The 23,264-nt window shown below is 36.8% G+C and carries 20 protein-coding genes and 1 riboswitch; of the genes, 9 read left to right on the top strand and 11 right to left on the bottom strand.

From position 1 onward, the window contains the following. Positions 1-795 precede the first annotated feature (795 nt). The 3 genes from OWO01_RS10840 to OWO01_RS10830 all read left to right on the top strand — a co-directional run bounded on the left by OWO01_RS10840 (position 796) and on the right by OWO01_RS10830 (position 4,430). A complete protein-coding gene (locus OWO01_RS10840; RefSeq protein WP_268780482.1) occupies positions 796-2,124 on the top strand; it encodes an extracellular solute-binding protein in 1,329 nt (442 codons plus the stop codon). A gap of 551 nt (positions 2,125-2,675) precedes the next feature. Continuing rightward, the gene (locus OWO01_RS10835; protein ID WP_268780481.1) at positions 2,676-3,554 is read left to right on the top strand and encodes a carbohydrate ABC transporter permease; all 879 of its coding nucleotides are present in this window, start codon (positions 2,676-2,678) and stop codon (positions 3,552-3,554) included. Between the two features lie 15 nt (positions 3,555-3,569). Next, a complete protein-coding gene (locus OWO01_RS10830; RefSeq protein WP_268780480.1) occupies positions 3,570-4,430 on the top strand; it encodes a carbohydrate ABC transporter permease in 861 nt (286 codons plus the stop codon). A gap of 314 nt (positions 4,431-4,744) precedes the next feature. On the opposite strand, the gene OWO01_RS10825 is transcribed toward OWO01_RS10830, so the two are convergent. The 7 genes from OWO01_RS10825 to ric form a co-directional block, all read right to left on the bottom strand. Next, positions 4,745-5,362 carry a YesL family protein gene (locus OWO01_RS10825; RefSeq protein ID WP_268780479.1) on the bottom strand — a complete coding sequence of 206 codons (618 nt, stop codon included), beginning with the start codon at positions 5,360-5,362 and terminating at the stop codon, positions 4,745-4,747. A gap of 339 nt (positions 5,363-5,701) precedes the next feature. After that, positions 5,702-6,856: a hypothetical protein gene (locus OWO01_RS10820; protein WP_268780478.1), complete on the bottom strand. Its 1,155-nt coding sequence runs from the start codon at positions 6,854-6,856 to the stop codon at positions 5,702-5,704. Between the two features lie 24 nt (positions 6,857-6,880). Continuing rightward, complete coding sequence (locus OWO01_RS10815) at positions 6,881-8,041, bottom strand: hypothetical protein (RefSeq protein WP_268780477.1); 1,161 nt, start codon at positions 8,039-8,041, stop codon at positions 6,881-6,883. Further along, on the bottom strand, positions 8,034-8,912 hold the full coding sequence (locus tag OWO01_RS10810) for an ABC transporter ATP-binding protein (protein WP_268780476.1): 879 nt from the start codon (positions 8,910-8,912) through the stop codon (positions 8,034-8,036). Before OWO01_RS10810 ends, OWO01_RS10815 begins: the two co-directional genes overlap by 8 nt. Continuing rightward, positions 8,896-9,735 (bottom strand): hypothetical protein, encoded by an 840-nt coding sequence (locus tag OWO01_RS10805; RefSeq protein WP_268780475.1) that lies wholly within the window; start codon positions 9,733-9,735, stop codon positions 8,896-8,898. The genes OWO01_RS10810 and OWO01_RS10805 overlap by 17 nt, the downstream gene beginning before the upstream one ends. Further along, entirely contained in the window at positions 9,695-10,288 is a 594-nt protein-coding gene (locus tag OWO01_RS10800; RefSeq protein ID WP_268780474.1) for an RNA polymerase sigma factor, read from the bottom strand. Before OWO01_RS10800 ends, OWO01_RS10805 begins: the two co-directional genes overlap by 41 nt. Before the next feature lie 308 nt (positions 10,289-10,596). Further along, positions 10,597-11,301: an iron-sulfur cluster repair di-iron protein gene (gene ric / locus OWO01_RS10795; RefSeq protein ID WP_268780473.1), complete on the bottom strand. Its 705-nt coding sequence runs from the start codon at positions 11,299-11,301 to the stop codon at positions 10,597-10,599. A 342-nt stretch (positions 11,302-11,643) separates the two neighbouring features. On the opposite strand from ric, the gene OWO01_RS10790 reads away from it, so the two are divergent. Then, positions 11,644-12,336 (top strand): Crp/Fnr family transcriptional regulator, encoded by a 693-nt coding sequence (locus OWO01_RS10790; protein ID WP_268780472.1) that lies wholly within the window; start codon positions 11,644-11,646, stop codon positions 12,334-12,336. Positions 12,337-12,474: 138 nt separating this feature from the next. Here OWO01_RS10790 and gcvPB read toward each other — a convergent pair whose 3' ends face one another. The 4 genes from gcvPB to gcvT all read right to left on the bottom strand — a co-directional run bounded on the left by gcvPB (position 12,475) and on the right by gcvT (position 17,002). Continuing rightward, a complete protein-coding gene (gene gcvPB, locus OWO01_RS10785; RefSeq protein WP_268780471.1) occupies positions 12,475-13,956 on the bottom strand; it encodes an aminomethyl-transferring glycine dehydrogenase subunit GcvPB in 1,482 nt (493 codons plus the stop codon). After that, complete coding sequence (gcvPA, locus tag OWO01_RS10780) at positions 13,953-15,299, bottom strand: aminomethyl-transferring glycine dehydrogenase subunit GcvPA (RefSeq protein WP_268780470.1); 1,347 nt, start codon at positions 15,297-15,299, stop codon at positions 13,953-13,955. The genes gcvPB and gcvPA overlap by 4 nt, the downstream gene beginning before the upstream one ends. A 1-nt stretch (position 15,300) precedes the next feature. Next, entirely contained in the window at positions 15,301-15,690 is a 390-nt protein-coding gene (gene gcvH / locus OWO01_RS10775) for a glycine cleavage system protein GcvH (protein ID WP_268780469.1), read from the bottom strand. A 208-nt stretch (positions 15,691-15,898) separates the two neighbouring features. Continuing rightward, entirely contained in the window at positions 15,899-17,002 is a 1,104-nt protein-coding gene (gene gcvT / locus OWO01_RS10770) for a glycine cleavage system aminomethyltransferase GcvT (RefSeq protein ID WP_268780468.1), read from the bottom strand. Positions 17,003-17,355: 353 nt separating this feature from the next. Further along, positions 17,356-17,455, bottom strand: a riboswitch (glycine riboswitch). Positions 17,456-18,011: 556 nt separating this feature from the next. Here gcvT and OWO01_RS10765 point away from each other — a divergent pair. The 5 genes from OWO01_RS10765 (at position 18,012) to OWO01_RS10745 (ending at position 22,803) form a co-directional block, all read left to right on the top strand. Further along, a complete protein-coding gene (locus OWO01_RS10765) occupies positions 18,012-19,448 on the top strand; it encodes a glycoside hydrolase family 1 protein (protein ID WP_268780467.1) in 1,437 nt (478 codons plus the stop codon). A gap of 480 nt (positions 19,449-19,928) precedes the next feature. Next, a complete protein-coding gene (gene uvsE / locus OWO01_RS10760) occupies positions 19,929-20,888 on the top strand; it encodes a UV DNA damage repair endonuclease UvsE (protein ID WP_268780466.1) in 960 nt (319 codons plus the stop codon). 104 nt (positions 20,889-20,992) lie between these two features. Then, entirely contained in the window at positions 20,993-21,550 is a 558-nt protein-coding gene (locus OWO01_RS10755; protein WP_268780465.1) for a sugar O-acetyltransferase, read from the top strand. Between the two features lie 89 nt (positions 21,551-21,639). Beyond that, positions 21,640-22,317 carry an NAD(P)H-dependent oxidoreductase gene (locus tag OWO01_RS10750; protein ID WP_268780464.1) on the top strand — a complete coding sequence of 226 codons (678 nt, stop codon included), beginning with the start codon at positions 21,640-21,642 and terminating at the stop codon, positions 22,315-22,317. 75 nt (positions 22,318-22,392) lie between these two features. Next, positions 22,393-22,803 carry a GNAT family N-acetyltransferase gene (locus tag OWO01_RS10745; protein WP_268780463.1) on the top strand — a complete coding sequence of 137 codons (411 nt, stop codon included), beginning with the start codon at positions 22,393-22,395 and terminating at the stop codon, positions 22,801-22,803. The last annotated feature ends 461 nt before the right edge of the window (positions 22,804-23,264 follow it).

Here is a 23,264-nt window from a genome sequence, read left to right as displayed (position 1 = left end):
CTATGCTGAAATGCTTGCAAAAATCTTTGGGGACTTCATGAGAGTAAACAAATAAATAATATTTTTTGTTTTATCCCTGAGCAACCGTCCGTAAGACTCCCACTTCAAAACAACGAGAATATCAGGTTGTTTAAGTGGGAGTAACGGACGCTAGCACCCCGAATGGTTCAAATCAGTGGGGGAATACCTAAAAACACCCACTGATTGAAGTTTCACTTTATGTATGTACTGCTGCCTTAGATGGTTGGTCTAACAACTTATCTACAACTGTGTTTATTATTTATTTTAATATCGCACAATAACGAGTGTGGTCAAACAAATGAAAAGTTCGTGTGAAAATGATACAAATACAGAATGTACCTAGAGGTTGCATTTTTGTTAATTAATCCCCCGTGTGCCTCGATAGATATCAATGATACAATCATCCTTTTCGTTATGCTCGCTTGTAAAATATCTATCTATTCTAATAATTATCTCCAATCTGCAAACATATACACCATTTTCTGTTTGATATTTTTAAGATATATGATATTCCCCAAATTAAGGATTCTATAATGCCCCTTTATTCTATAATTTCATAGATAAAAATATAAAAAAAGCATGAGAATAGTCTCTTAAATGCTGGTAGTCAACAGATTGAAGCAGTAGCATTACATATTTAACTGCACCATTAGAATGAAAACGCTTTCTAAAAATAATGGACATTTTACTAATAGACGTGACCTTATCATAACTTAGTTTAGGTGTTAAACTAAGTTTGCAAGTTAAATTTAATATACTCAGGAGGGGATAAAGATGTTTAAGAAGACTTTCTTTTTTATGATTATTTTATCTGTACTAATCCTTGGTTTAGCAGCTTGTGGTAATGGTGAGAATGGCACAACCGGAGATCCCTCAGATAATGATCCAGGAAATGAAAGCGGTGCAACGGATGAAAAAGTAATTGAATTTATGCACTTATGGCCAGAGGGGAGCTCAGCTCAGCACAATGCCATTGTTCAGAAAATTGTAGATGAATTTGAAGCAGATAATCCAGGTATAACTGTAGAAATGGATATTTTCGGTAATGAACAATACAGAGAAAGATTAAGTGTCATCGGTGCTGCAAGTGAATTACCTGATGTTGGTATGACATGGGGTGGTGGGTTTATTGAATCATATGCAAGAGGAAATATGTTTACTGATCTGAGTGATCTTGTAACAGATTCATTTATTCCTGGTACAGCAGAAGCTTACGCTGTAGATGGTGGTGTTTATGGTTTACCATTAGAACTTAATATTACACCAGTATATTACAATACAGCTATTTTTGAGGAAAACGGAGTTGAAGTTCCGGAAACATGGGAAGAGTTTAAACAAGTAGTTGAAGTATTAGTTGATAATGGTGTTACTCCGATTACATTAGGTAACAGAGATGCATGGACAGGTTCCATGTGGTACATGTATTTAGCTGATCGTATCGGCGGACAAACGGCATTGAATGATGCAATTAGTCGTGAAAGCAGCTTTGAAGACCCAGCCCTAATACGAGCAGCGGCAGAATTGAATGAATTAGTTGAAATGGGTGCCTTTATTAATGGCTTCAACGGACTAGGAAATGATGAAGCAAAAGGTTACTTCATTAATGAACAAGCAGCTATGTATTTAATGGCAACTTGGGATCTTCCTGAATGGACTACTAGCCCTAACAACCCAGAGGAATTCAAAGAAAAAATTGATTACTTCAAATTCCCTGTTGTTGAAGGTGGAGAAGGTGGCATTGATAGTTATGTAGGTGGCCCTGGTGTTGGATTGTTCGTTGCAGAAGATTCAGATGTTAAAGACGAAGCAATTGAATTTGTAAGCTACTTTATTGAACGTTGGGGAGAAATGTCGGTAGAAGAAGCAGGGGTAATCCCGGCAACAGCTGTTAATACAGATGGTATGGATTTACCACAAATGTACATTGATGTTTTAAATGACTTAAATGAAGCAACGAACCTAACATTATATGCTGATGTACAAATGAGTCCAAGTGCAGCAGACACTCACTTAAACATGATTCAAGCGATTATGAGTGGTGAAGTTACACCAGAAGAATTTGCGGAACGTCATGAACAAGCTTTACAAGCTAGTGAAGAATAACCAATTCAACTTACTAATGAATGAGTAAAAAAATAGTAACGCAGCGTTACATCTAGAAAAAGGTATTTAATATAACTATCTGTAGAGTGTGTACCCTGTTCAAGTATGGTAATTGTCGCAAAGTAAGGATCGTCGATGATTAGAAATAAAAAAGCGAATGGTTAGCTATTTTAAGCACCAATTGTACATTTTATGATCAAGAAGTATTTCGAATTTAAGGGATACGATGGGACATGGAGTCTTTTTCAAAATAACAGAATCTTTTTTGAAACTTCATAAATAATTTAAAGGTCGTTCGTATGATGGTTTAATTAGTCATACGACCATCGTATCCTATTTATTTTCTTTCGTGACAAAACAGTAACACAGACTTGATTAAACAGTTTTCCTGTAAAACAGGTCAAGGAATCTTTCTTGTAAATGATAGCGGACTGTAAAGAACAGGTCCTGAGCAGAGAAGAAAAAAGACTATTGAAATCGGTTCTTTGATAAGAGCGAAAGAATATTTACGTATCTGATGAACGATAAATGAGAAGGGAGTTCTTTTTTCAATGAAGAAAGTTATGTCCAACAAATGGGTTATCGCCTTATATATCCTGCCTTCCCTTCTGTTGCTAGCGGGATTAGTTTACATTCCGATCTTTTTAACGGGATACTATGGTTTAATGAGGTGGGATGGTATAGGTGATATGACCTTTATCGGTTTAGACAACTATATCAGTTTATTACAAGATTCAACATTTCGTTTTAGTGCTCGTAATTCATTTTTTCTTGCTATATTTTCAGCTTTTAGTTTAGTCCTTTATTTAGCGATATCCCTTGTTTTATCAGGGAGAATAAAAGGTTCTGAATTATTAAGAAAGATTTATTTAGTTCCAATGTTACTGTCCTCAGTTGCGATCGCTCAGCTATGGATTAGAATTTATGACCCAAATAATGGTGTTTTGAACAGTCTTTTAACAACACTAGGTGTAGAAAGTCCACCTGCTTGGTTAGCTGATCGAAGTACAGTACTTATAGCTATTTTCATCGCCGTCATATGGCAATATGCAGGTTTCTATATTATTATTTATAGTGCTGCATTAAAAGGTATTCCATACTCATTAATTGAAGCTGCGCAAATTGATGGCGCAACTCCAATACAAATTGCCTACAAAATAAAAGTACCACTTATTTCAGGTGTAATTAAAACTACTATTTTATTATCGTTTGTCGGTTCATTAAAGTATTTTGATTTAATTTACGTTATGACAGGTGGCGGACCAAACGGTGCTAGTGAGGTTATCGCATCATATATGTATAAAGAAGCATTTGGTCGTAACAATTTTGGTTACGGTAGTGCGATTGGTTTTGCTTTATTAGTCTTGGCATTACTAACAACTTTGATCATCAATAGAATTACGACTTCTAAGGAAGAAGTTCAATATTAAGAAAGGGGGATCTTAATGACAGCTATAGTAGAAAACAAAAAAAATATACGCATACGTAGCTTAGGCTATTTTTTACTGTATTTGGTTCTGGGATTAATAGCAGTTTTTCAAATTTATCCACTTGTTTGGTTGTTTTTCTTTTCATTAAAAGGTAACTCAGAAATTTTTGGTAGATCTCCCTTTGCTCTTCCTGAGGAGTGGCTTTGGGGAAATTATGAAAGGGTTTGGACGACAGGAAATATAGGTTCCTATTTTTTCAATAGTATTTTTGTTACTGTTACGGCAGTAATACTTACAATTCTCTTAGCAAGTTTTGTTACGTTTGCTATTACTCGTATGAATTGGAAATATAGTAATGCAATATTATTACTATTTATGATTGGTTATATGATTCCAATTCATTCAACACTGGTACCATTATTTCAAATATTTAGAAACCTTAGTTTGCTTGATAACCCTTTTTCGCTAATTCTCGCTTACACGGCTTACAATATGCCATTAACGATTATGATCATGGTCGGCTTTTACCGTACATTGCCTATAGAGATAGAAGAAGCGGCGATTATCGATGGATGTTCTATTCACCGTTTATTCTTTCGAATCACATTGCCTATGACGATGCCTGTAATGTCAACAGCTGCAATCATAAACATGATCTATAATTGGAATGAATTTATTTTTGTCAATACATTTATTAGCTCAGAAAGATACAGAACCTTGACGGTAGGTATTCAGAGCTTTATTGGTCAATATTTAACCGATTGGGGAGCTATTGGAGCAACATTAATGATTAGTATAATTCCGATATTAATAGCTTTTGTTTTCTTAAGTAATCGTATAGTTGAGGGGATTGCTGCAGGATCAGTTAAGGGCTAATATAAATATAATAAATTTATGCAGAAGCGGCTGTAACTTCCTTTGAATATGGAGGTTGCAGTCTTTTGTTTGCAATGAATGATTGAATTTTCTCGGAATGAATAATTCGATCACAGGTTTAAAAACGCGTTTTTCTAATCCAAAGCCTTATAAAAAAATAAGTGCCCCAAAGTATACGAACTACCATGGGGCATGGGGAATAAAATATTTCTATCCTCTGTTATGTCTATAAATTTTTTAATGACTTATCTTTGTTCTTATATGAAGAAAAGTGTCTAATCACTGAACTGTACTTTGAAAATTATAAACGATTTTTATTCAGTAATGGTACTTTTTTTCTTCTCGATATCTAAAAATACTTGATATGCTGTTCCCATTACTAAAAGGGCGATAAATGAACCACCAAAGAAAAACATCGTCCCAGGAATATATTGCATTACAACTACAGTTACAACAATCCCTATAATCATAAATAGAGTTTGTAAAGGGTGAATGATCATAATGGAAAAAGCTTGCTTAATAACAGCGAAGAAACCAATTTTATAATGAACATAAACGGGAAATAAGTAAAGTATTGTAAGAAAAGTGAATAAAAGAAACAGATAAAATGGAATGTGGAGAAAAAGCATAGGTGCTTCACTATTGTTGGCCATGAAAATTAAATGGGCATAGGCTACTAATCCTAAAAAACTAATGACAATACCATAACCGTGTGCTTTTAAGAAATCTTTCTTAAAGTATGACCAATATGTTTTAGCAATCGGTTTATCTGTTTCGCCACGAAGCCACTGTCTAATTGTTGAAAACATCGCAACAGTAGCTGGGAAAAAAGTGAAAACAATAAATCCTGATAGACTAAATGCTAGCCATAAGATATTTAATTGTACGAGCCGTGTTATCCACTCCGTTGCTCGAAAAAAAATCGAATTCAAGTTGCTACCTCCTTTTAAGGTCGTACAACTATTATACCGCTTTCATAGCATTAACAAAGTAATAATATTTAGTATTTATTCACCTATTTTTAGATTATAGTGAAAGTGCCTGTCACCACCCGAATTATGTCGAAAAATATTTAAACGGATGGAATCACCGGTAAGCCAGCCAGCCGTCCATCCGCTTAAAGAAATAACAAAAGTATCAAGGTGATTAAGTGGTACTAACGGTGCTACGCTAGCTCCTGAATGGTCTAAAGGAGTTTAGATATCCATTATGTTAACAATCCAATCAGTGGGGAAAAGCTAAAACCCACACTGATTGAAGCTTCACTTAATTTAGTTACCGACTTGCTGTTTTCTAAACAAATCGTACGTAACAAAAATCAATAGACTTGTTATCACCGCAAATAGAATGAAGATTAGAGTTGGGTACAATACAGGATAACCAAATACGTTAAAGGCTCGAAACTGTGTAAACATGCTAGATACTTTTATTAATTCTGTATAGCTGAAATGAATGAGATAGCTAAATATTCCTCGTGTGATCCCTAACTGCTGAAGCAAGACAGGAATGGCCATAATGATCCCACTAATAAAAAAGGTAATCATCGTATTTTTTGTCAGGAAAGATAAAAATAACACAAGCATCCCTACTGCTATACACGCCAGCAACTGAAGAACTAATGATAGCAAGTAGAATTGCCAGACGTCCATACTATATGGTGAGCTGTCGTAGCTTATGAGCGAATGAGTATCAAATCCCTCAGATATCCCTTGTATTGGTGCGTTCCAACCTGCTGCTCCTCCAAATTTTACTAGGTTAAGTATCGTGTTGATCAAGTGAAGTGATAGAAAAACAATAGCGATATAAGTGATACTAGCCAGTATTTTCGCAGTAACAAGTTTTGCTTTTCCGTGTTTCGTTGCTAAGATTAAATCTAAGCTCTGACTAGAGTATTCTTCGGAGAACACTGGCGTTAAACCAATTAACAATATGATTGATAGTATCAATACATGAGTGACGGGCTCAATAAATTCAAACATCTCAAGCCAGGATTGGATTAAATAAAAACCATGTACATCTCCTACTTCTTCTAACATCTCAAGTTCTTTCGAAGCTTCCTTGTATTCGTAAGTTCCCTCATTATATAGGGCTATTTGCTCCTCAAGTATGTTCATACGATCGTGTTGTTCTGCCTTTTGCATTGCAGATCCGACTACCAGAAATTGAACATAATCTGTTGCTCTTGCTTCAAAGGTATTAGTATAGACTTCACCTGAATCAGAGGCATACATCGCTTCTCGTGCAAGTTCAACCTTTTCCTCCGTTACAGGGCCGCCCCACGTTTCTTCTAGCTCTTCAAAAATATCTTCCCTCATCGTCATCGAAATGGGAAGTTGATTCACATAGACTAGTAACAGAACAATCACGGCAAAGACGAGGTAAATACTCTTTTTCGTAAAAATTTTAAAACATTCTTGTTTGTACATAGACCTATCACTACTTTCCTAAATCTAGTTCATAATTTGTTGATTTTTATATTGATGATAAATAAGATACATTGTTAAAATAGCTACTAGTAAAAAAGTGGAAATAAGTAAAACCGGATACAGTACTGGTTGATCAAATAAGGGAAAGGCAACAAACTGATCGAACAAACCTTTTACCCTCATGAGTTCCGCATAACTAAATTGAGTGACATACTGAATAAACGGTTGATCAATTCCTAGTTGGCGGAACAAAAATGGTGTCCCAATAACTGCTCCACTGATAAAAAATGTCAACATTCCATTTCTAGTCACAATGGATAAAAATAGTACTAGTAACCCAATCACTAACGACGCAAAAAATTGAATGCCAAGTGCAATAGCATAATATTGCCAGATCGTTAGAGAGAATGGTGATTGAATAAATAAAAATAAATTTTGTAGTGGCACGGTTCCGTCCATTAGTGCTCCAAACTTCCTTACTTCTAGTGCGACATTAATGATGTGCAATGTGACAAACAACGAGACGATGTAGGTACATGATGCTAGAATTTTAGTAGTTACTATTTTTCTTTTTCCATGCTTTGTGCTTCTGATTAATGAAATACTCTTTTGGCTATGTTCGTCAGCGAAAACTGGAGATAACCCTAAAACAATAAGAATCGTTAAGATTATAAAGGCAAACACATTGATAAAGTCTACCGTGTTGCCCCATGCTGTCGTATTGTAAAAACCAAAAGGCTGACCTAATTCATTCAACATGTTAAGTTCGAGCCTAGCTTCTTCTGACTCATATGCTGTAGTTGTGGAACCTCTTGTCGCTTCCTGTAAGTCTTCTTTTCGTTGTTGAAAAGAATCGATGTATCTACCTATACTAGCGACCGAAGAGTAAACGCGAAAAGCTGCTTGCTCTTCGATACTTTGAGGAGGAAAGACAACTTCAAGATCCTCAGTTTGCTCCATTTCTTGATCGATTCGATTTTGTAGTTCTTCAAGCTTTTGGTTAGCTAAATCAATTTCCGTTCTGCTAAGTGGCCCACGCCATTCCTCATATAATGTCTGATACTCATCAGTTTGAATGATAGGGGTAGATCCACCAGGCAAGATTACCATGAATAAAACGAATAGAAGGAATGCGAAATATAGACTTTTTCTTGTGAAAATTTTATAACATTCCTGCTTATACATTTTCTTCAGCCTCCTTTTCGAAGAAATATAAATACACATCTTCTAAGGTGGGAGAAACAGACAGAGCATTTGGCATTGGCTTCACATCACTTACAATCCGTATTTCAATGCCAGATTCAGCGCGTTGAATATTGCCCACTTTGTAACTTTTTTGTAGCTGTGATAATGCTCCTTGTTCAACACTACATTTCCATACTTTTTCTTCGACACTTTCTAATAGTTTTTCAATCGTGCTACGCTGAATCAACTCTCCTTGACGCATGAGAAGCACTTCTTTGGCAATGTACTCGATATCTGTAACAATATGAGTGGATAAAAGAACAATTCGATCTCCAGCAATTTCTGAAAGTAAATTTCGGAATCGTACTCGTTCCTGTGGATCTAGCCCTGCTGTGGGCTCATCCACAATAAGAATTTTCGGATCATTTAAAAGTGCTTGAGCGATACCTAATCTTCGTTTCATTCCACCTGAATAGGTTCTAAGTTTTCGTTTACGATCTTTTTGTAAATTTACCAATTTCAATACTTCTTCGACCCGTGTTTTCGCTTTTTCTTTATCTAACCCTTTCAAGCTAGCAAAATAAGAAAGAAATCGAATGGCATTGAAATTTTTATAAAGCCCAAATTCTTGAGGTAGATAACCTAAAATATCTCGGTAATGATCGCCCATCAGGGAGATGTCTTTATCGTCTAACAAAATTCTTCCAGATGAAGGTTTCATAATATCTGCCAACATTCGCATCAGTGTAGTTTTTCCAGCTCCATTTGGACCAAGGAGGGCATAGACCCCTTCTGTCAGTTCTGCAGAAAATGTGGTCACTGCTTGTTTATCTTTAAATGTTTTTGAAATTTTTTCAATAGTTAATCTCAACGCGAGTTCCCCCTTCGAATGTTTGATATTTTTTCGTGAACTGTATAAGTTGTAACCCAACCAGTAGGAATCCTGCGGTTAAAAATACGAGATGTAAAATATAATGGATATTAAGAAATGCTACCATCCAATGATTGTTGATCACAAAGATAACGATGAATACAAGCCATAATGAAAGCAAGGTAGTCACAAAAATTTGACCTTTAAATTTCATACTTAGCCATAGTCCGATTGCTACGAAAAAGGTAAATGGTGTGAACCATGTAAGGATCATTTCTATTAATGGTTTCCCTGTAACGGGCGAAAGGACTAACGTTAGTACCGTGTTTAAAGTGAGATTATAGATCCCGATCAAGAATAGACGAGAGAGAATGATTTCATGAGCAGAGAACTTACACGCAAGTTCCATTTCGAATAGCCCGTGTTCTCTTCCTTTAAACACTTCTGATAACCCAAAGATAAATGGCAATGGCGCTAGAAAAATGAGTGTTAAAATTGGATCAGTATTTGTCTGATTGGCAATCAGATAACCGATGAAAAATAAAAAAGTGCTAGCAATCCAGTACGTTTTGCTTACGATTGTCACTTCGGTTTTCGCACGTTTGATTAATGCAAAGGATCGTTCTCGAATACTTACTGATTTTGTTGTGCGATCTGGAACATATTGACGCAAGGTATCTACGGTTGCATCTATTTTGTTTTCATCCGGGAATTTTACTAGGTAATGGGTTAGTTCTTGTTCAAGTGCTTCATATTCTTTTTCATCAAAACTATCATCAAGCTCATCGATATCGGTTTCGTCGGTTTGGTTGAATCTGTTCATCTTTATCTTCATTCCCTTCCATTAGAATGATTTTTAATTTCGCCATTCCTTGTTTGAGTCTTGATTTTACGGTAGACTCCTTGGCTTCTGTTAGTTCGGCAATCTTTTTGATTTTTAAATCTTGATAATACTTTAATATTATGGCTTCACGTTGATATACCGGTAGCTGGTCAATCGCTTCTTTCACTTTGACACTTGTGTGCTTTTTACTGAGCAAATCTTCTATGTTCTCTCGTTCATCTTTCAAGTGATCATTGATTTCGTTTATTTGATTTTTATTTCGATAAGCACTACTTCGGTAATAGTCGCGACAGTGATTCACGGCAATTTTCAAAAGCCAGTGCTGGAATTTCCCTTGACCACTGTAGCTCGAAATATACTTTAACATTTTGATAAAAATTTCTTGGGTCATATCGTAAGCTAAGTGATAGTCCCCAACTTTTCGATAGGTATAAGCAAAGATCGTCCGATAGTGTTTTTTTACGAGCACTTCCATAGCTGCTTGACTACCGTTTCTTATTTCTTCTAATAATGATTCATCTGATTGCTGCATGTTTTCACCACCTCTACTTATAGTAACGAATTTATTTAAAAAAAGATTTAAATAATGAAAAAAAGTGCCTGTCACCACCCGAAATTTGTCGAATACTTGCTTGAGTGGAATTTTTTATTTTCGTTTAGGTTAAGGATAAGTGAGAATAAGTGAGACTTCTATCCATTGAAACTAAAGATGCTAATGCTGAGTGTGTTGAGGTTCTTTTATTATTAGTATTTCAAAAAACAGAAAAGAATTTTCAACGAAAAAAGCACAATGACTTCAACAGAAGCATTGTGCTCTTTGGTTGGTTCTTATGATTTTCATTACTGTGCTACAGCGCGTGGGAACAAGATGTTATTCTCTAGGTGAATATGCTGAAACATGTTCGACTCAAGGTCTTCTAGACGTTGGTAGACTAGACGATACGTGCCACAAGCATTTGCAGGTGGTGTAAAATTGTTTGTTACCTCACGAAGTTCTTTCAAAAGAGCGCCAGCATGGCTATGATCACTTTCCAAGTTTCCCACAACTTTTTGCAGTTTCGCAACATTTTCTTTGCTACGGTTTTCTTCGATCTCTAAAATAAGCGGAAAATCTTCCGTTTCTTCCTGAATTAAATGTTGCTCAAGTTCTACTTTTAACTCATGAAATAATTGGTGGATCTGAACTAAATGAGGTTGATCTGCACCATGAACACGTAATAATCGGGTTACATAAGGGCTCAAATTTGGTAATTCCTCATTTAAATAGCTGTGATGTTTTTGGATAATGTGGTCAATCAAATCACGATAGGAAGCATTCTCCCAATCGATGGTTGTTTCGTTTAAAGCAATGGTTTCATCATACAGTGTGTTTAGCTTGTTTAAAACCTCATCTGCTGATAAGTTTCTTTCGTTAATTGCATCTATAAGTGGGCGATTTCCCCCACAACAAAAGTCAATACGATAGGATTTGAAAACATCGCTTGCTTTTGGGAATTTTGTTACAATATCTCTTACAATAGCTTCTTCTGTAAATGTGTTTGTCACAAGAATACCTCCAGTAATGTTAATTTCATGTTCAGTGATAGGATATCATCTCTATAGCAGTAAGATGGTGATTTGAATCACATAGAGCTCTTATGTATGTGTGTAACAATGGAACAAGATTTGTCTTTGTGCTTTTTTTTGTAACTCATCGATGTTATTGATATAGTTTTAGTGTAGGGTAGGAGTAATCATAGTGAATGATAGGTAATAGATTAGAATAATCCCTTAAGTGAATTCGCACTAATTTGATGTTTTGCTAACATCTCTAGACATAATAGGGGTTGAAAAGTAGTTTTAAAAGAATATAACGGTCACAAGATTTTCATAGTAAGGAGTTTAGCGATGAATGATTCGATAATAAAAAAGCATTTACAAGCAGTTTCTCTTTTTAAGGGGCTTTCTGGAGAAGAAATCGATCCGATTGTTGGTATTTCGAATGTAAAAGCTTATCAACCGGGCACTTTTGTCTTTATGCAAGATGAACCACTTGATCGGGTTTTCTTTATTTATTCAGGCAAAGTAAAAATTCATAAATCGGATATGTCGGGAAAAGAACAAATCGTATCTGTGCTCGAAGCGGGAGATATGTTCCCACATGCTGGTTTCTTTCGAGAGGGGAATTTTCCAGCACACGCAGAGGTGCTAGAGACCTCGGAACTGATTGTTATTCCTGTTCAGAAGTTTGAAGATATTTTGTTGGAGTATCCAGAACTATGTGTGAAGATGTTTCGAGTATTAGGAGAGAAAATATTGGACCTTCAGAGCAGATTAGAGGAAAAAATACTTCGAAATACATACGAACAAATTGTCATGCTTCTGCTTCGTTTAGCTCAATCAAATGGTGTGAAGAGCAAGGAACAATATTATCGACTTACTTCTCCATTTACTAATCAAGAATTAGCCAATATGATTGGAACGTCAAGAGAAACGGTGAATCGAACGCTGAACCAATTGAGAAAGAGGGGTATGATTGAACGAGATGGGGAAGGATACTTTCTTCTTGATACAGAGAAATTAGAGGAAGAAATACTTTAGGGACGGGATTCAACAAGCCTCAAATGAGCAGTAGTTGATCTTTGCATGGTCACTTTCTTAAGATTGGTATATCGTTTTTAAAAAGGTATCAGGGATGAGCTATAGATGGCAGTCTACAGCTCATCCCTCTATACATATTTAACTATTATTCGACAAATTACGGGTGGTGACAGGCACCCGTAAAACTGGTTTGCGTGATGCTTTGGTTTCGTCTAGTCGACCGATAATCGTTGTGTGTGGAGCGTCTAAGACGATGTTTGGGTCTTGTTCGATTTCTTTTGCAATTTGAATCATCGTATCTGCAAAACCATCTAATGTTTCTTTCGTTTCTGTTTCGGTTGGTTCGATCATCAATCCTTCTTCCACGTTCAATGGGAAGTAGATGGTTGGTGGGTGGTAACCAAAATCAAGCAGGCGCTTGGCGATATCAAGTGTACGAACACCGAGTTTTTTCTGCTTTGATCCAGACAATACGAATTCATGCTTGCAGGTTTGTGGAAATGGTGACTCGTAATGTGTTTCCAACCGTTTCTTTAAGTAATTGGCATGGAGAACAGCAGACTCTGATACTTGTTGAAGCCCTTCGGCTCCCATTGTACGAACATACGTATAGGCACGAACAAGTATCCCAAAGTTTCCGTAGTAACCTTTGACTCGTCCGATCGATAACGGTTCTTTGTCATCAAGTACATAGTGATTCTGAACTTTTTTGATCCGTGGTACCGGCAAATAGGGGATAAGTTTCTCGGTAACACCGACAGGACCAGCTCCAGGACCACCACCTCCATGTGGTGTGGTGAAAGTTTTATGCAAATTCAAATGTACGATATCAAAGCCCATTTTTCCGGGAGTTGTTTTTCCTAAAATCGCGTTTGCATTAGCACCATCATAGTAAAGCAAACCTCCAGCTTCATGGACAATTTCAGCAATTTCAACAATGTCCTTTTCAAACAAACCTAATGTATTTGGATTGGTTAACATTAATGCAGCAGTATCATCGTCTACAAGTTTTTTTAATTCAGCTACGTCAACTAATCCGTCTTTAGTTGATGGGATAGTTACCGTATCAAATCCAGCTACAGTAGCACTTGCTGGATTGGTTCCATGTGCGGAATCAGGGATAAGTACTTTCGATCTATTTTCTCCGTTATGTTTGTGATAGTTTTTGGCGATCATTAAACCAGTCCATTCACCTTGCGCGCCTGCAGAAGGTTGTAACGTGACTTCTGCCATTCCAGATATAACTGCTAGATCTTCTTGTAATTCATGCAATAATTGTAATGCACCTTGCACCGTATTTTCTGGTTGATAGGGATGTATACGACTAAAGCCTTCTAATCGTGCAACATCTTCATTTAATTTTGGGTTATATTTCATCGTACACGATCCAAGTGGATAGAATCCGTTATCTACCCCATAGTTTTTATTTGATAGAGCGGTATAATGTCGTACGAGCTGTAGCTCTGATATTTCTGGCAGTTCGGCTTCGGTTTCTCTTATTAAGTGTTCTGGAAATTTATCAGATAAATCAACAGATTCCACATCGCTCTCTGGAAGGTCTACACCAGAACGGTCAGGCTGACTGAGTTCAAAAATTAAAGAATCATAAGTTGTTGTCATTGTAATCCCCCCAAGATGTGAACGAATTGATCGATTTCTTCTTTCGTACGTTGTTCGGTTACTGCAATCAGCATCTGATTGGTTCGATCATCCTCTTTCCTCAAATCAAACCCACCGATAAATCCAGCTTCCAGCAATTTCTGATTGACTTCCTGTGCGGATATAGGTAATTCAACGGCAAACTCATTAAAAAATGGAGCTTGGTTGATTACTTTTATGCCATTTTCTACAAGTTGTTTCGCCATATAATCTGCTTTTTCTATATTTAATTGGGCCATTTTACGAATGCCGTGTTTTCCAAGTGCAGCCATGCAAACTGCTGAAGCAAGTGCATTTAATGCTTGGTTCGAACAAATATTAGAAGAGGCTTTTTCTCTCCGAATGTGCTGTTCACGTGCTTGTAACACGAGAGTGAAACCTCGTTTTCCCTTTGTATCTTCCGTTTGGCCGACGACACGACCGGGAATCTTGCGCATGAATTTTTTCTTCACAGCAAAATAACCACAATGTGGGCCGCCAAAGGACATCGGAATGCCTAATGGTTGCATATCACCAACGACAATGTCAGCTCCGAGTTTACCTGGGGATTGTAAGAGTGCTAACGCTAAAGGGTTCGCGCTAACAATTAGTAATGCACCGTGTTCTTTCGCTATTTTATTAATTTCTTGTAAATCTTCTACCGAACCAAAAAAGTTCGGGTATTGAACAATAATCGCTGCAGTATTAGGATCTATTTTTTCTTCCAGTTCTTTAAGATCGGTTATGTCCTGATCGAGCGCAATTTCCTCTACCTTATAACCAGGCCCTGCAGCACTCGTTTGTAGTATGGATCGCGATTCTGGGTGAACAGCTTTAGAGATGAGTACTTTAGACCGCTTCGTTGAGGAAACGGCAAGAGCTGCTGCTTCTGCTACGGAAGTAAATCCATCATACATGGAGGAATTGGCAACATCCATGCCTGTCAGTTCACAAACCATCGTTTGAAATTCAAAGATCGCTTGCAACTCTCCTTGGCTGATTTCTGGTTGATACGGTGTATAGGCAGTATAAAATTCTGAGCGTGAAATGATATGATTTACGACACTTGGGATGAAGTGATCGTATGTTCCAGCTCCTAAGAAAAATGGATAGTTATTTGCATTGGTGTTTTGCCCAGAAAGGCGCTGCATTTTTTTCATAAGGATAGGTTCAGAGATAGCTTCTGGAATAGCTAGGGCTTCGTTTAATCGAATCTCGTCAGGAAGATCGTCAAATAACTCTTCGATCGAATCTTTCTTTAAGTAACGAAGCATATCCTGTTGATCTTGTTTGGTATCGGTAAGGTATCGAAAAGTAGAATTCATTCTATTCCTCTCCTTCGTTAATAAAAGATTGATAGTCTGCTTCACTTAATAGATTTTCTAATTCTTCTGGATGACTATATTCTATTTCTAGTAACCAACCTGATTCAAGAGGATCATTGTTAATCAATTCTGGTTCGTCTTCTAAGTTCTCATTAACTTTTACTATTTTTCCTGTGAGAGGTGAATAGACTTCAGAAGCGGCCTTTACCGATTCGATAACTCCAATCGAATCTTCTGCTGCAAGTTGGTCTCCAATTTCTCCGTTTTCAAAGAAAACAATATCTCCAAGTTCTTGTTGGGCATGGTCAGTAATGCCAATACGTGCTCGGTTTTCATTTAATGGCAAAACCCACTCGTGTTTTTTGGTGAAGCGAAAATTTTGATTTGTCATGTTTCTCTCCCTTTCGTTCCTAAACTAAATTATTGAAAATTTATCCTGGAGCAACTGTCCGTAAGATTCCCACTTCAAAACAAGGAGAATATCAAGTTGTTTAAGTGAGAGTAAGAGACACTAGCACCCCGAATGGTTCAGGGGCCTTTAGGTCATCCTTTAGGGCTAACAATCAGTGTAAACACCCACTGATTGAAGTTTCACTTTATTAACGTTTCAAAAAGGGTGTTTTTATTACAACTGCATCAATCATTTTGTTACGAATTTTTACTTTTAGTTGAGTACCTTCATTTGCGTATTGGCAATCAATCAAGGCAAGGCCTAGTAATTTTTTTAACGTTGGTGAATGGGAACCAGATGTAATGAAGCCGATCTCTTCTTCTGTTGAAGAAAAAACTTGATGCTCGTGTCGTGGTATCCCTTTACCAAGTATTTCTAAACCAACGAGCTTTCTTTTGGGCCCGTTTTCTTTTTGCTTGGCTAGTACTGTTTCTCCAATAAAATGCTGTGCTTTTTCTGGTTTAACCGTAAAACCAATTCCGGCTTCGATCGGTGTGATGTTAGCAGTTAGTTCTTGGCCATATAAAGCTAATCTTGCTTCAAAGCGAAGGGTGTCACGTGCACCAAGTCCACAAGGCTGTATCTCTTTCTCTGCAGCTAAGATTTTTTGCCAAAGTTCTTTCACTCGGGTATTGGCAAGGTATAATTCAAAACCATCTTCACCGGTATAACCAGTACGTGAAACAAGGACGTCTGGGACGTTAGCAACTTCCGCACCTTGGACAAAGTGGAAAGAAGGTATTTTGGCTAAATCGGTATCGGTAAGTTTTTGTAAAATCTGCAGTGATCTTGGACCTTGGATTGCTAGTTGTGCTGTTTTTTGAGAGATATCAGTAACGGTTACCGCACCTTTTGTGTGTTTCGTGATCCAATCCAAATCTTTTTCTGTGTTCGCTGCATTCACCACAAGCATGAATTTCTGATCCTCTAACTTATAAACGAGCAGATCGTCGACTGTTCCACCATCTTCAAAGCACATAGCTGTATATTGTGCTTGGTTCACTTCAATTTTTGATACGTCATTGGTTAGAATGTAATTGAGAAAAAATTCAGCATCCTTACCTTCAATAAGGATTTCTCCCATATGTGATACGTCAAACAAGCCTGCTACATTCCTCACTGCATGGTGTTCACTAAGGATACTGGTAAAGTGAACTGGTAATGCCCATCCGCCAAAATCGATGACTTTTGCCTCGTATTCATGATAGAGCGGGAAAACGGCTGTTTCTTTTAATGGGGTTTTGTCCTGCATGTGTGATTCCACCTCCAAATTGATTTTTTGTTTCATGCCGGAGCAACCGTCCGTAAGACTCCCACTTCAAAACAACGAGAATATCAAGTTGTTTAAGTGGCAGTAATGGACGCTAGCACCCCGAATGGTTCAACTAACAATCAGTGGGGGACTAACTAAAAAAACCCCCACTGATTGAAGTTTCACTTTATGCCGATCACTGTATTTTGCATGTCTATTGAAAATTTGGACACAAAAAAGGACAGAAAAGGGCATGGACTTGCTACCCTTCTCTGTCCTTTTTACCTGAGAGTTTCGCTTTTTTAGAAAAAAGCATCCCCTTTGGTGGCATTTTCATGCACTCTCCAGAGTTTCGTCCTATTATGGTTCGGTTACCTGAGAGATTGGTTCATATGGTTTTTTATGAACTTGCTCCTTCGGTGGTATAGAAATACACTCTCCCATAATATTCATCCGCACTTTATATACTTATTAAACATTTTACTACACTTTCTTTATGAAGGCGATAGAATCGGTAAAATTTCTAACAAAACATTTGAAGAATTTATCCTGGAACAACTGTCCGTAAGACTCCCACTTCAACGAAGATATTAAGCTGTTTACGTCAGGGTAACGGACGCTAGCTCCTCGAATGGTTCAAGGGCCTTTAGGTTATATTTAGGGCTAACAATCAGTGGAGGGATGCCTAAAAACCCGCACTGATTGAAGTTTCACTTTATCTTAATGTATTCGAATATATTTGGGATCATGTTGATTTTGTTCTATAACAAGAAATCCATTCGACAAAACTCGGGAGGTGACAGGCACCTCCAACTTGTGCTATTATAGGTAGCAAATATATATGGACTTATGGATTGTTACTGATTTGCAGGCAAAACCTAAGTTGCTTTAAGGGATTGGGAGTCGTTTCTTCTGATTTCTTGAGCAATTTAGGTTTTTTTATTCCGATAAGTTTATATATTATGTGCAACACTATCGTTAGTTAAAATAATTTAATGAGGTGATGATTATGTCAAAAAGTTTTCCAGATGGATTTTTATGGGGTGGAGCTACAGCAGCTAACCAATTAGAAGGTGGTTACAATGAAGGGGGAAAAGGCCCTAACTTAGCAGACGTGCTTCCAGGTGGAAAAAAGGACAGACTTAAACTTTTGTCTGATACGGGCTTTGATTTTGAAATTGATCAATCAAAATATACGTATCCAAACCACGAAGCAATTGATTTTTATCATCGATATGCAGAAGACATTGCGCTATTTGCAGAAATGGGTTTTAAAACATTTCGCTTAAGTATTGCTTGGTCTCGGATTTTTCCTAACGGTGATGAACTAGAACCGAATGAGGAAGGATTAGCATTTTATGATCGCGTTTTTGATGAACTTGCTAAATATGATATTGAACCTTTAGTAACCATTGCACACTATGAAACACCATTACATTTAATTAAAGAGTACGGCGGCTGGAGAAATAGAAAATTGGTCGAATTTTTTGAGCGTTATGTAACCGTTCTATTCAATCGCTATAAAGATAAAGTGAAATATTGGTTAACCTTTAATGAAATTAATGGCGCAACCCATATGCCGTTATTGGGACTTGGTTTTTCACCTGAAAACGAAGAAACGCGTCTTCAAGACAGTTTCCAAGGACTTCATCACCAGTTTGTTGCAAGTGCCAAAGCTGTACAATTAGCTCATGAGATTATTCCAGGTTCACAAATTGGTTGTATGCTAATCTATGCACCGGTTTATTCCTTTGATTGTAATCCTGAGAATGTTCAGTACGCACAGGAGCAGGCGCGTATCTTTAATAATTTCTGTGGAGATATACATGTGCGTGGGGAATATCCAACTTTCATAAATCGTTACTTTAAGGAAAACGACATCAACATAGAGATGCATGATGGGGATTTAGAATTGATAGAAAAAGGTACAGTGGACTTTATTTCTTTCAGTTATTATATGTCTCGTACTGACAAGAAAAACAAAACACCTGAAGAAATTGGTCAGGGGAACTTAATTGGTGGGGTAATGAATCCATTTTTAGAAGCAAGTGATTGGGGATGGGAAATTGATCCAGTAGGTCTCCGAATTGCTTTAAATGAGTTATATGGTCGTTACCAACTGCCGTTATTCATCGTGGAAAATGGGTTGGGTGCTTATGATGTAGTAGAGGAAGATGGATCCATTAACGATGACTACCGGATCAAGTATTTACGTGAACACATTCAAGCGATCGCTGATGCGATTGAAGATGGTGTAGAAGTAATGGGTTATACTTCGTGGGGATGTATTGACCTAGTAAGTGCTTCCTCTGGTGAAATGTCAAAACGTTATGGTTTCATTTATGTAGATAAACATGATGATGGTAGCGGTACATTAGCGCGGAGTAGAAAGAAATCATTCTTCTGGTATAAAAAAGTTATTGATACAAATGGAGAAGAACTGTAAGTAAATATTCACAAAAAACACCTGGTAGATTAAAGAATTAATTTCTTCTTTGAATACCAGGTATTTTTTGATTACTTAGGAAACAGCAAAAGGTTGAATGGTGGAGTATTTTACGGAACAGTCTTGGTGCTCTGGATTATTGCTTTTAACAGCGAATTTTTGTTCTTATTTACGGTTCCTTTGTCATATAAAAAGGGGGGAACTGTTCTTTTAAAGAGAATGACTGCTTTTTTGGATTAAGGATTGTGACTATAAGAGATATCGCTAGCTAAAAAAATCGGTCTTGTTAGTTAGGCATATTTCTTTCCAATTGTATGTGCTTATATTAAAGTTAGCTTGAGAAGTTTACTTTGTCTCTCTTCAATTGGTATGCATCTAAATTAGTTAGACAAGCTAATACTACATAAAATGCTTATCATTTGAAAGACATATTTCGACAAAAAACGGGTGGTGCCAGGCACCCCGGAGGAGGTACGTGCAATGATACTTAGGTTTGGATATGTTTCGACTGCGCTTTCTTTATGGGAAGCTTCTCCTTCGCGTACACTAACTTTCGCTAGTTGGAAGAAACTAGACAAGCGCGGCAGGGAAGAAAAACTCTACGAAAAAACAGAGCAAAATCTAAAAAATACGCTTCGAATGCTTCATTATAATATTGCTCATGGAATCGACATGTATCGGATGTCCTCATCCCTCGTGCCACTTGCTACACATCCGGAGGTGGAATGGGATTACTTAACACCTTTCGCTGATCTTTATCATGAGATTGGAGCATTGGTACAGAAAAATAACTTGCGAGTAAGTTTTCATCCCAACCAATTTACCTTGTTTACAAGCCCGCAAGACCATGTAACGACCAATGCAATAATAGACATGACCTATCACTATGAAATGTTAGAAGCAATGGGCTTACATAAGAACACAAATATTAATATCCATGTTGGTGGCGCGTATGGAAACAAAGCGGAGACTATTGGACGGTTTCATAAAAATTTTGAGAAGTTACCAACAGATATTCGGATGCAAACCACTCTTGAGAATGATGATAAAACGTATACGGCCGAAGAAACATTACAGGTTTGTGAGAAACAAGGCGTTCCATTTGTTTTCGATTATCATCACCATTGGGCAAATCCAGGGGATGGTTCCTTTGAAACGCTAATTCCTCGTATTTTTTCGACGTGGGAAAGGACAGGAAAAGCCCCCAAATTTCATTTATCTTCACCCAAATCTGATCAATTAATCCGAGCACATGCGGATTATGTTGATTTGGAGTTTGCCATCCCTTTTATCAAGGCATTAAAAAATTATGGAGCATCAGCAGATATTATGATTGAGGCAAAAGCAAAAGACAAAGCGGCACTAAAACTTGTGGAGGATGTAAGTAAGTTAAGAGGCTTTACGCGAATCACTGGTGGTGCGATTGAAGTGAAGAGCTAAATTTTTATATTTGAATAGGGTGCCAAAAATAAATCATCTTCCAAACAGGGTACTGAAAAAGTTGTTATAATTAAATAAATATAATATAGAAGGAAGGTGCATAAATGAGAACGGAAAAAGAAAAAATGCTCGCTGGTGAAATGTATGATCCGTCAGACCAGGAATTATCAAAAGAACGTCAAGAAGCAAGAAGAAAAGTTAGAAACTATAATCAAACGATTGAAACAGAACGGGAAAAACGAACGAGCTTATTAAAGGATCTGCTCGCTTCAACCGGAGATAACGTGTTTATGGAACCGAATATTAGATTTGACTACGGATCTAACACTTATGTAGGAGAAAATTTCTATGCAAACTTTGATTGTACGATTTTGGATGTGTGTGAAGTTCGATTTGGGGATAATTGCATGCTTGCACCTGGTGTGCAAATTTATACCGCAACACATCCACTTGATCCAACCGAACGTAACTCAGGTAAAGAATTCGCGAAACCTATCACGGTTGGAGACAATGTGTGGATTGGTGGAAGTTCCATCATTAACCCTGGAGTAACTGTTGGGAATAATGTAGTCATTGCATCTGGTTCAGTCGTTGTTAAAGACGTGCCAGATAATGTGGTGGTCGGAGGTAATCCGGCAAAAGTAATAAAACAGTTAAGCTAGCATAAAGAATTAAGAACGTTATTTTTATGGAGTCGTTTTATTATGAGGGAAAAGCAACAATAAACAAACAATAATGGAGGTTACATAATATGAATAAACAACAAAAAAAACAAGAAATCATCGAGGCATACAAATCTAGACATGCGACAAAAAAATTTGATGCTACAAAGAAAATATCAGAGGAAGATTTTGATTTTATTTTAGAAGTTGGAAGGCTATCTCCGAGCTCTATTGGTTTAGAACCATGGAAGTTTGTTGTTGTACAAAACGAGCAATTAAGAGAAAAATTAAAAACTGTAACATGGGGAGCGCAAGGACAACTTCCAACCGCAAGTCATTTTGTGTTGATTTTGGCGCGAACAATAAAAGATACAAAATACGATTCCGCATATATAAAAGATCATTTAAAACAGGTGAAAAAATTTCCTGATGAAGTGATTGAAAAAGTTGTAAATGATAAATTTAAAAATTTTCAAGAAAACGATCTGCACTTACTTGAGAATGAAAGAACGATGTTTGATTGGGCTAGCAAACAGACGTATATTGCCTTAGGGAACATGATGACAGCTGCTGCGCAAATCGGGATAGATTCTTGCCCTATTGAAGGATTCCATTACGAATCTATAAACAAGATTCTAGAAGAGGAAGGATTACTCGAAGATGGTCATTTAGATATTTCTGTAATGGTGGCATTCGGATACAGAGAAACAGAACCACAGCCAAAAACAAGAAAAGAACATGACCAAGTGATTAAGTGGATTGAATAGTCATCTTTAGGACTTCAATCCACACCGACAAACGCAATAATATCCACTGATGTCACTTGATGAGGAGTTGACTAAATGATCTATCAAGATAATCTTAAAGGAATTTCATCTGATATGCTAAACGGTTTTTTTGTCGGGTGGCCTGATCCACCAAGTACGAAAACTCATTTAGAGTTGTTGAAAAAAAGTAGCAATGTTGTTGTTGCATTAAATGATAATCAAACACAAGTTTTAGGTTTCATTACGGCTATTAGCGATGGTGTGCTGTCAGCTTATATTCCTTTTCTTGAAGTTTTACCGGAATATCAAGGTCAAGGAATAGGTGAGGAATTGGTTAATCAGATCCTAAAACAATTAAATAGACTTTATATGGTAGATTTGTGTTGTGATGATTCTTTAGTACCTTATTATGAGAAGTTAGGATTACTAAAAACAAATGGTATGTGTAAAAGAAATTATAAAATGCAATCCGGAACATTGTCGTAAGGTACAGGATTAACAGTGAAATGTAAAGTAGCCATTTTGTATGTTAGAATGGTTACTTTATTTTTTTAAAAAAGTGTTTCTTCATTTGCATAAAAGAAATAATCTTGCTGATAATAAGGAAAGTAAATGTGAGTCTGATGCGTTGTGATAGACTATGATTTAATCCTATAATTTACCTGTTGTATTCTTGGAGATTCATGATAACATTATATATCCAGTCCCGATCGTTAAAACGATGCGGTGCTTAAGGAAATAAGTAAGACAAATAAAGTCTTGACTGCAATCTCTAAAAATGTTATATTATTTAGCTCGCTAAAAAAAGATAACAATCTTAATTGATTTGTTTATCAAAAAAATTGTTGACATTATATATTTTTTTATATATAATATAAAAGCTGTCGCAAGCGAAGGCAGTAACATTTGATCTTTGAAAACTGAACAAAACAACCAGTATGTTAAGC

It is taken from the genome of Natronobacillus azotifigens (assembly GCF_026805325.1).
Classification (GTDB): Bacteria; Bacillota; Bacilli; order Bacillales; family Amphibacillaceae; genus Natronobacillus; species Natronobacillus azotifigens.
This window is presented reverse-complemented; position numbering and strand designations above follow the sequence as displayed.

Bases quoted from the DNA above. Each gene is read 5' to 3' on its own strand.
- OWO01_RS10750 (WP_268780464.1), top strand. From the start codon at position 21,640: ATGAATAAACAACAAAAAAAACAAGAAATCATCGAGGCATACAAATCT.
- OWO01_RS10840 (WP_268780482.1), top strand. From the start codon at position 796: ATGTTTAAGAAGACTTTCTTTTTTATGATTATTTTATCTGTACTAATC.
- gcvT (WP_268780468.1), bottom strand. From the start codon at position 17,002: ATGCAGGACAAAACCCCATTAAAAGAAACAGCCGTTTTCCCGCTCTAT.
- OWO01_RS10830 (WP_268780480.1), top strand. From the start codon at position 3,570: ATGACAGCTATAGTAGAAAACAAAAAAAATATACGCATACGTAGCTTA.
- gcvPA (WP_268780470.1), bottom strand. From the start codon at position 15,299: ATGAATTCTACTTTTCGATACCTTACCGATACCAAACAAGATCAACAG.
- OWO01_RS10805 (WP_268780475.1), bottom strand. From the start codon at position 9,735: ATGAACAGATTCAACCAAACCGACGAAACCGATATCGATGAGCTTGAT.
- OWO01_RS10765 (WP_268780467.1), top strand. From the start codon at position 18,012: ATGTCAAAAAGTTTTCCAGATGGATTTTTATGGGGTGGAGCTACAGCA.
- OWO01_RS10815 (WP_268780477.1), bottom strand. From the start codon at position 8,041: ATGTATAAGCAGGAATGTTATAAAATTTTCACAAGAAAAAGTCTATAT.
- gcvPB (WP_268780471.1), bottom strand. From the start codon at position 13,956: ATGACAACAACTTATGATTCTTTAATTTTTGAACTCAGTCAGCCTGAC.
- OWO01_RS10820 (WP_268780478.1), bottom strand. From the start codon at position 6,856: ATGTACAAACAAGAATGTTTTAAAATTTTTACGAAAAAGAGTATTTAC.
- OWO01_RS10800 (WP_268780474.1), bottom strand. From the start codon at position 10,288: ATGCAGCAATCAGATGAATCATTATTAGAAGAAATAAGAAACGGTAGT.
- uvsE (WP_268780466.1), top strand. From the start codon at position 19,929: ATGATACTTAGGTTTGGATATGTTTCGACTGCGCTTTCTTTATGGGAA.
- OWO01_RS10755 (WP_268780465.1), top strand. From the start codon at position 20,993: ATGAGAACGGAAAAAGAAAAAATGCTCGCTGGTGAAATGTATGATCCG.
- OWO01_RS10835 (WP_268780481.1), top strand. From the start codon at position 2,676: ATGAAGAAAGTTATGTCCAACAAATGGGTTATCGCCTTATATATCCTG.
- OWO01_RS10790 (WP_268780472.1), top strand. From the start codon at position 11,644: ATGAATGATTCGATAATAAAAAAGCATTTACAAGCAGTTTCTCTTTTT.
- OWO01_RS10745 (WP_268780463.1), top strand. From the start codon at position 22,393: ATGATCTATCAAGATAATCTTAAAGGAATTTCATCTGATATGCTAAAC.
- gcvH (WP_268780469.1), bottom strand. From the start codon at position 15,690: ATGACAAATCAAAATTTTCGCTTCACCAAAAAACACGAGTGGGTTTTG.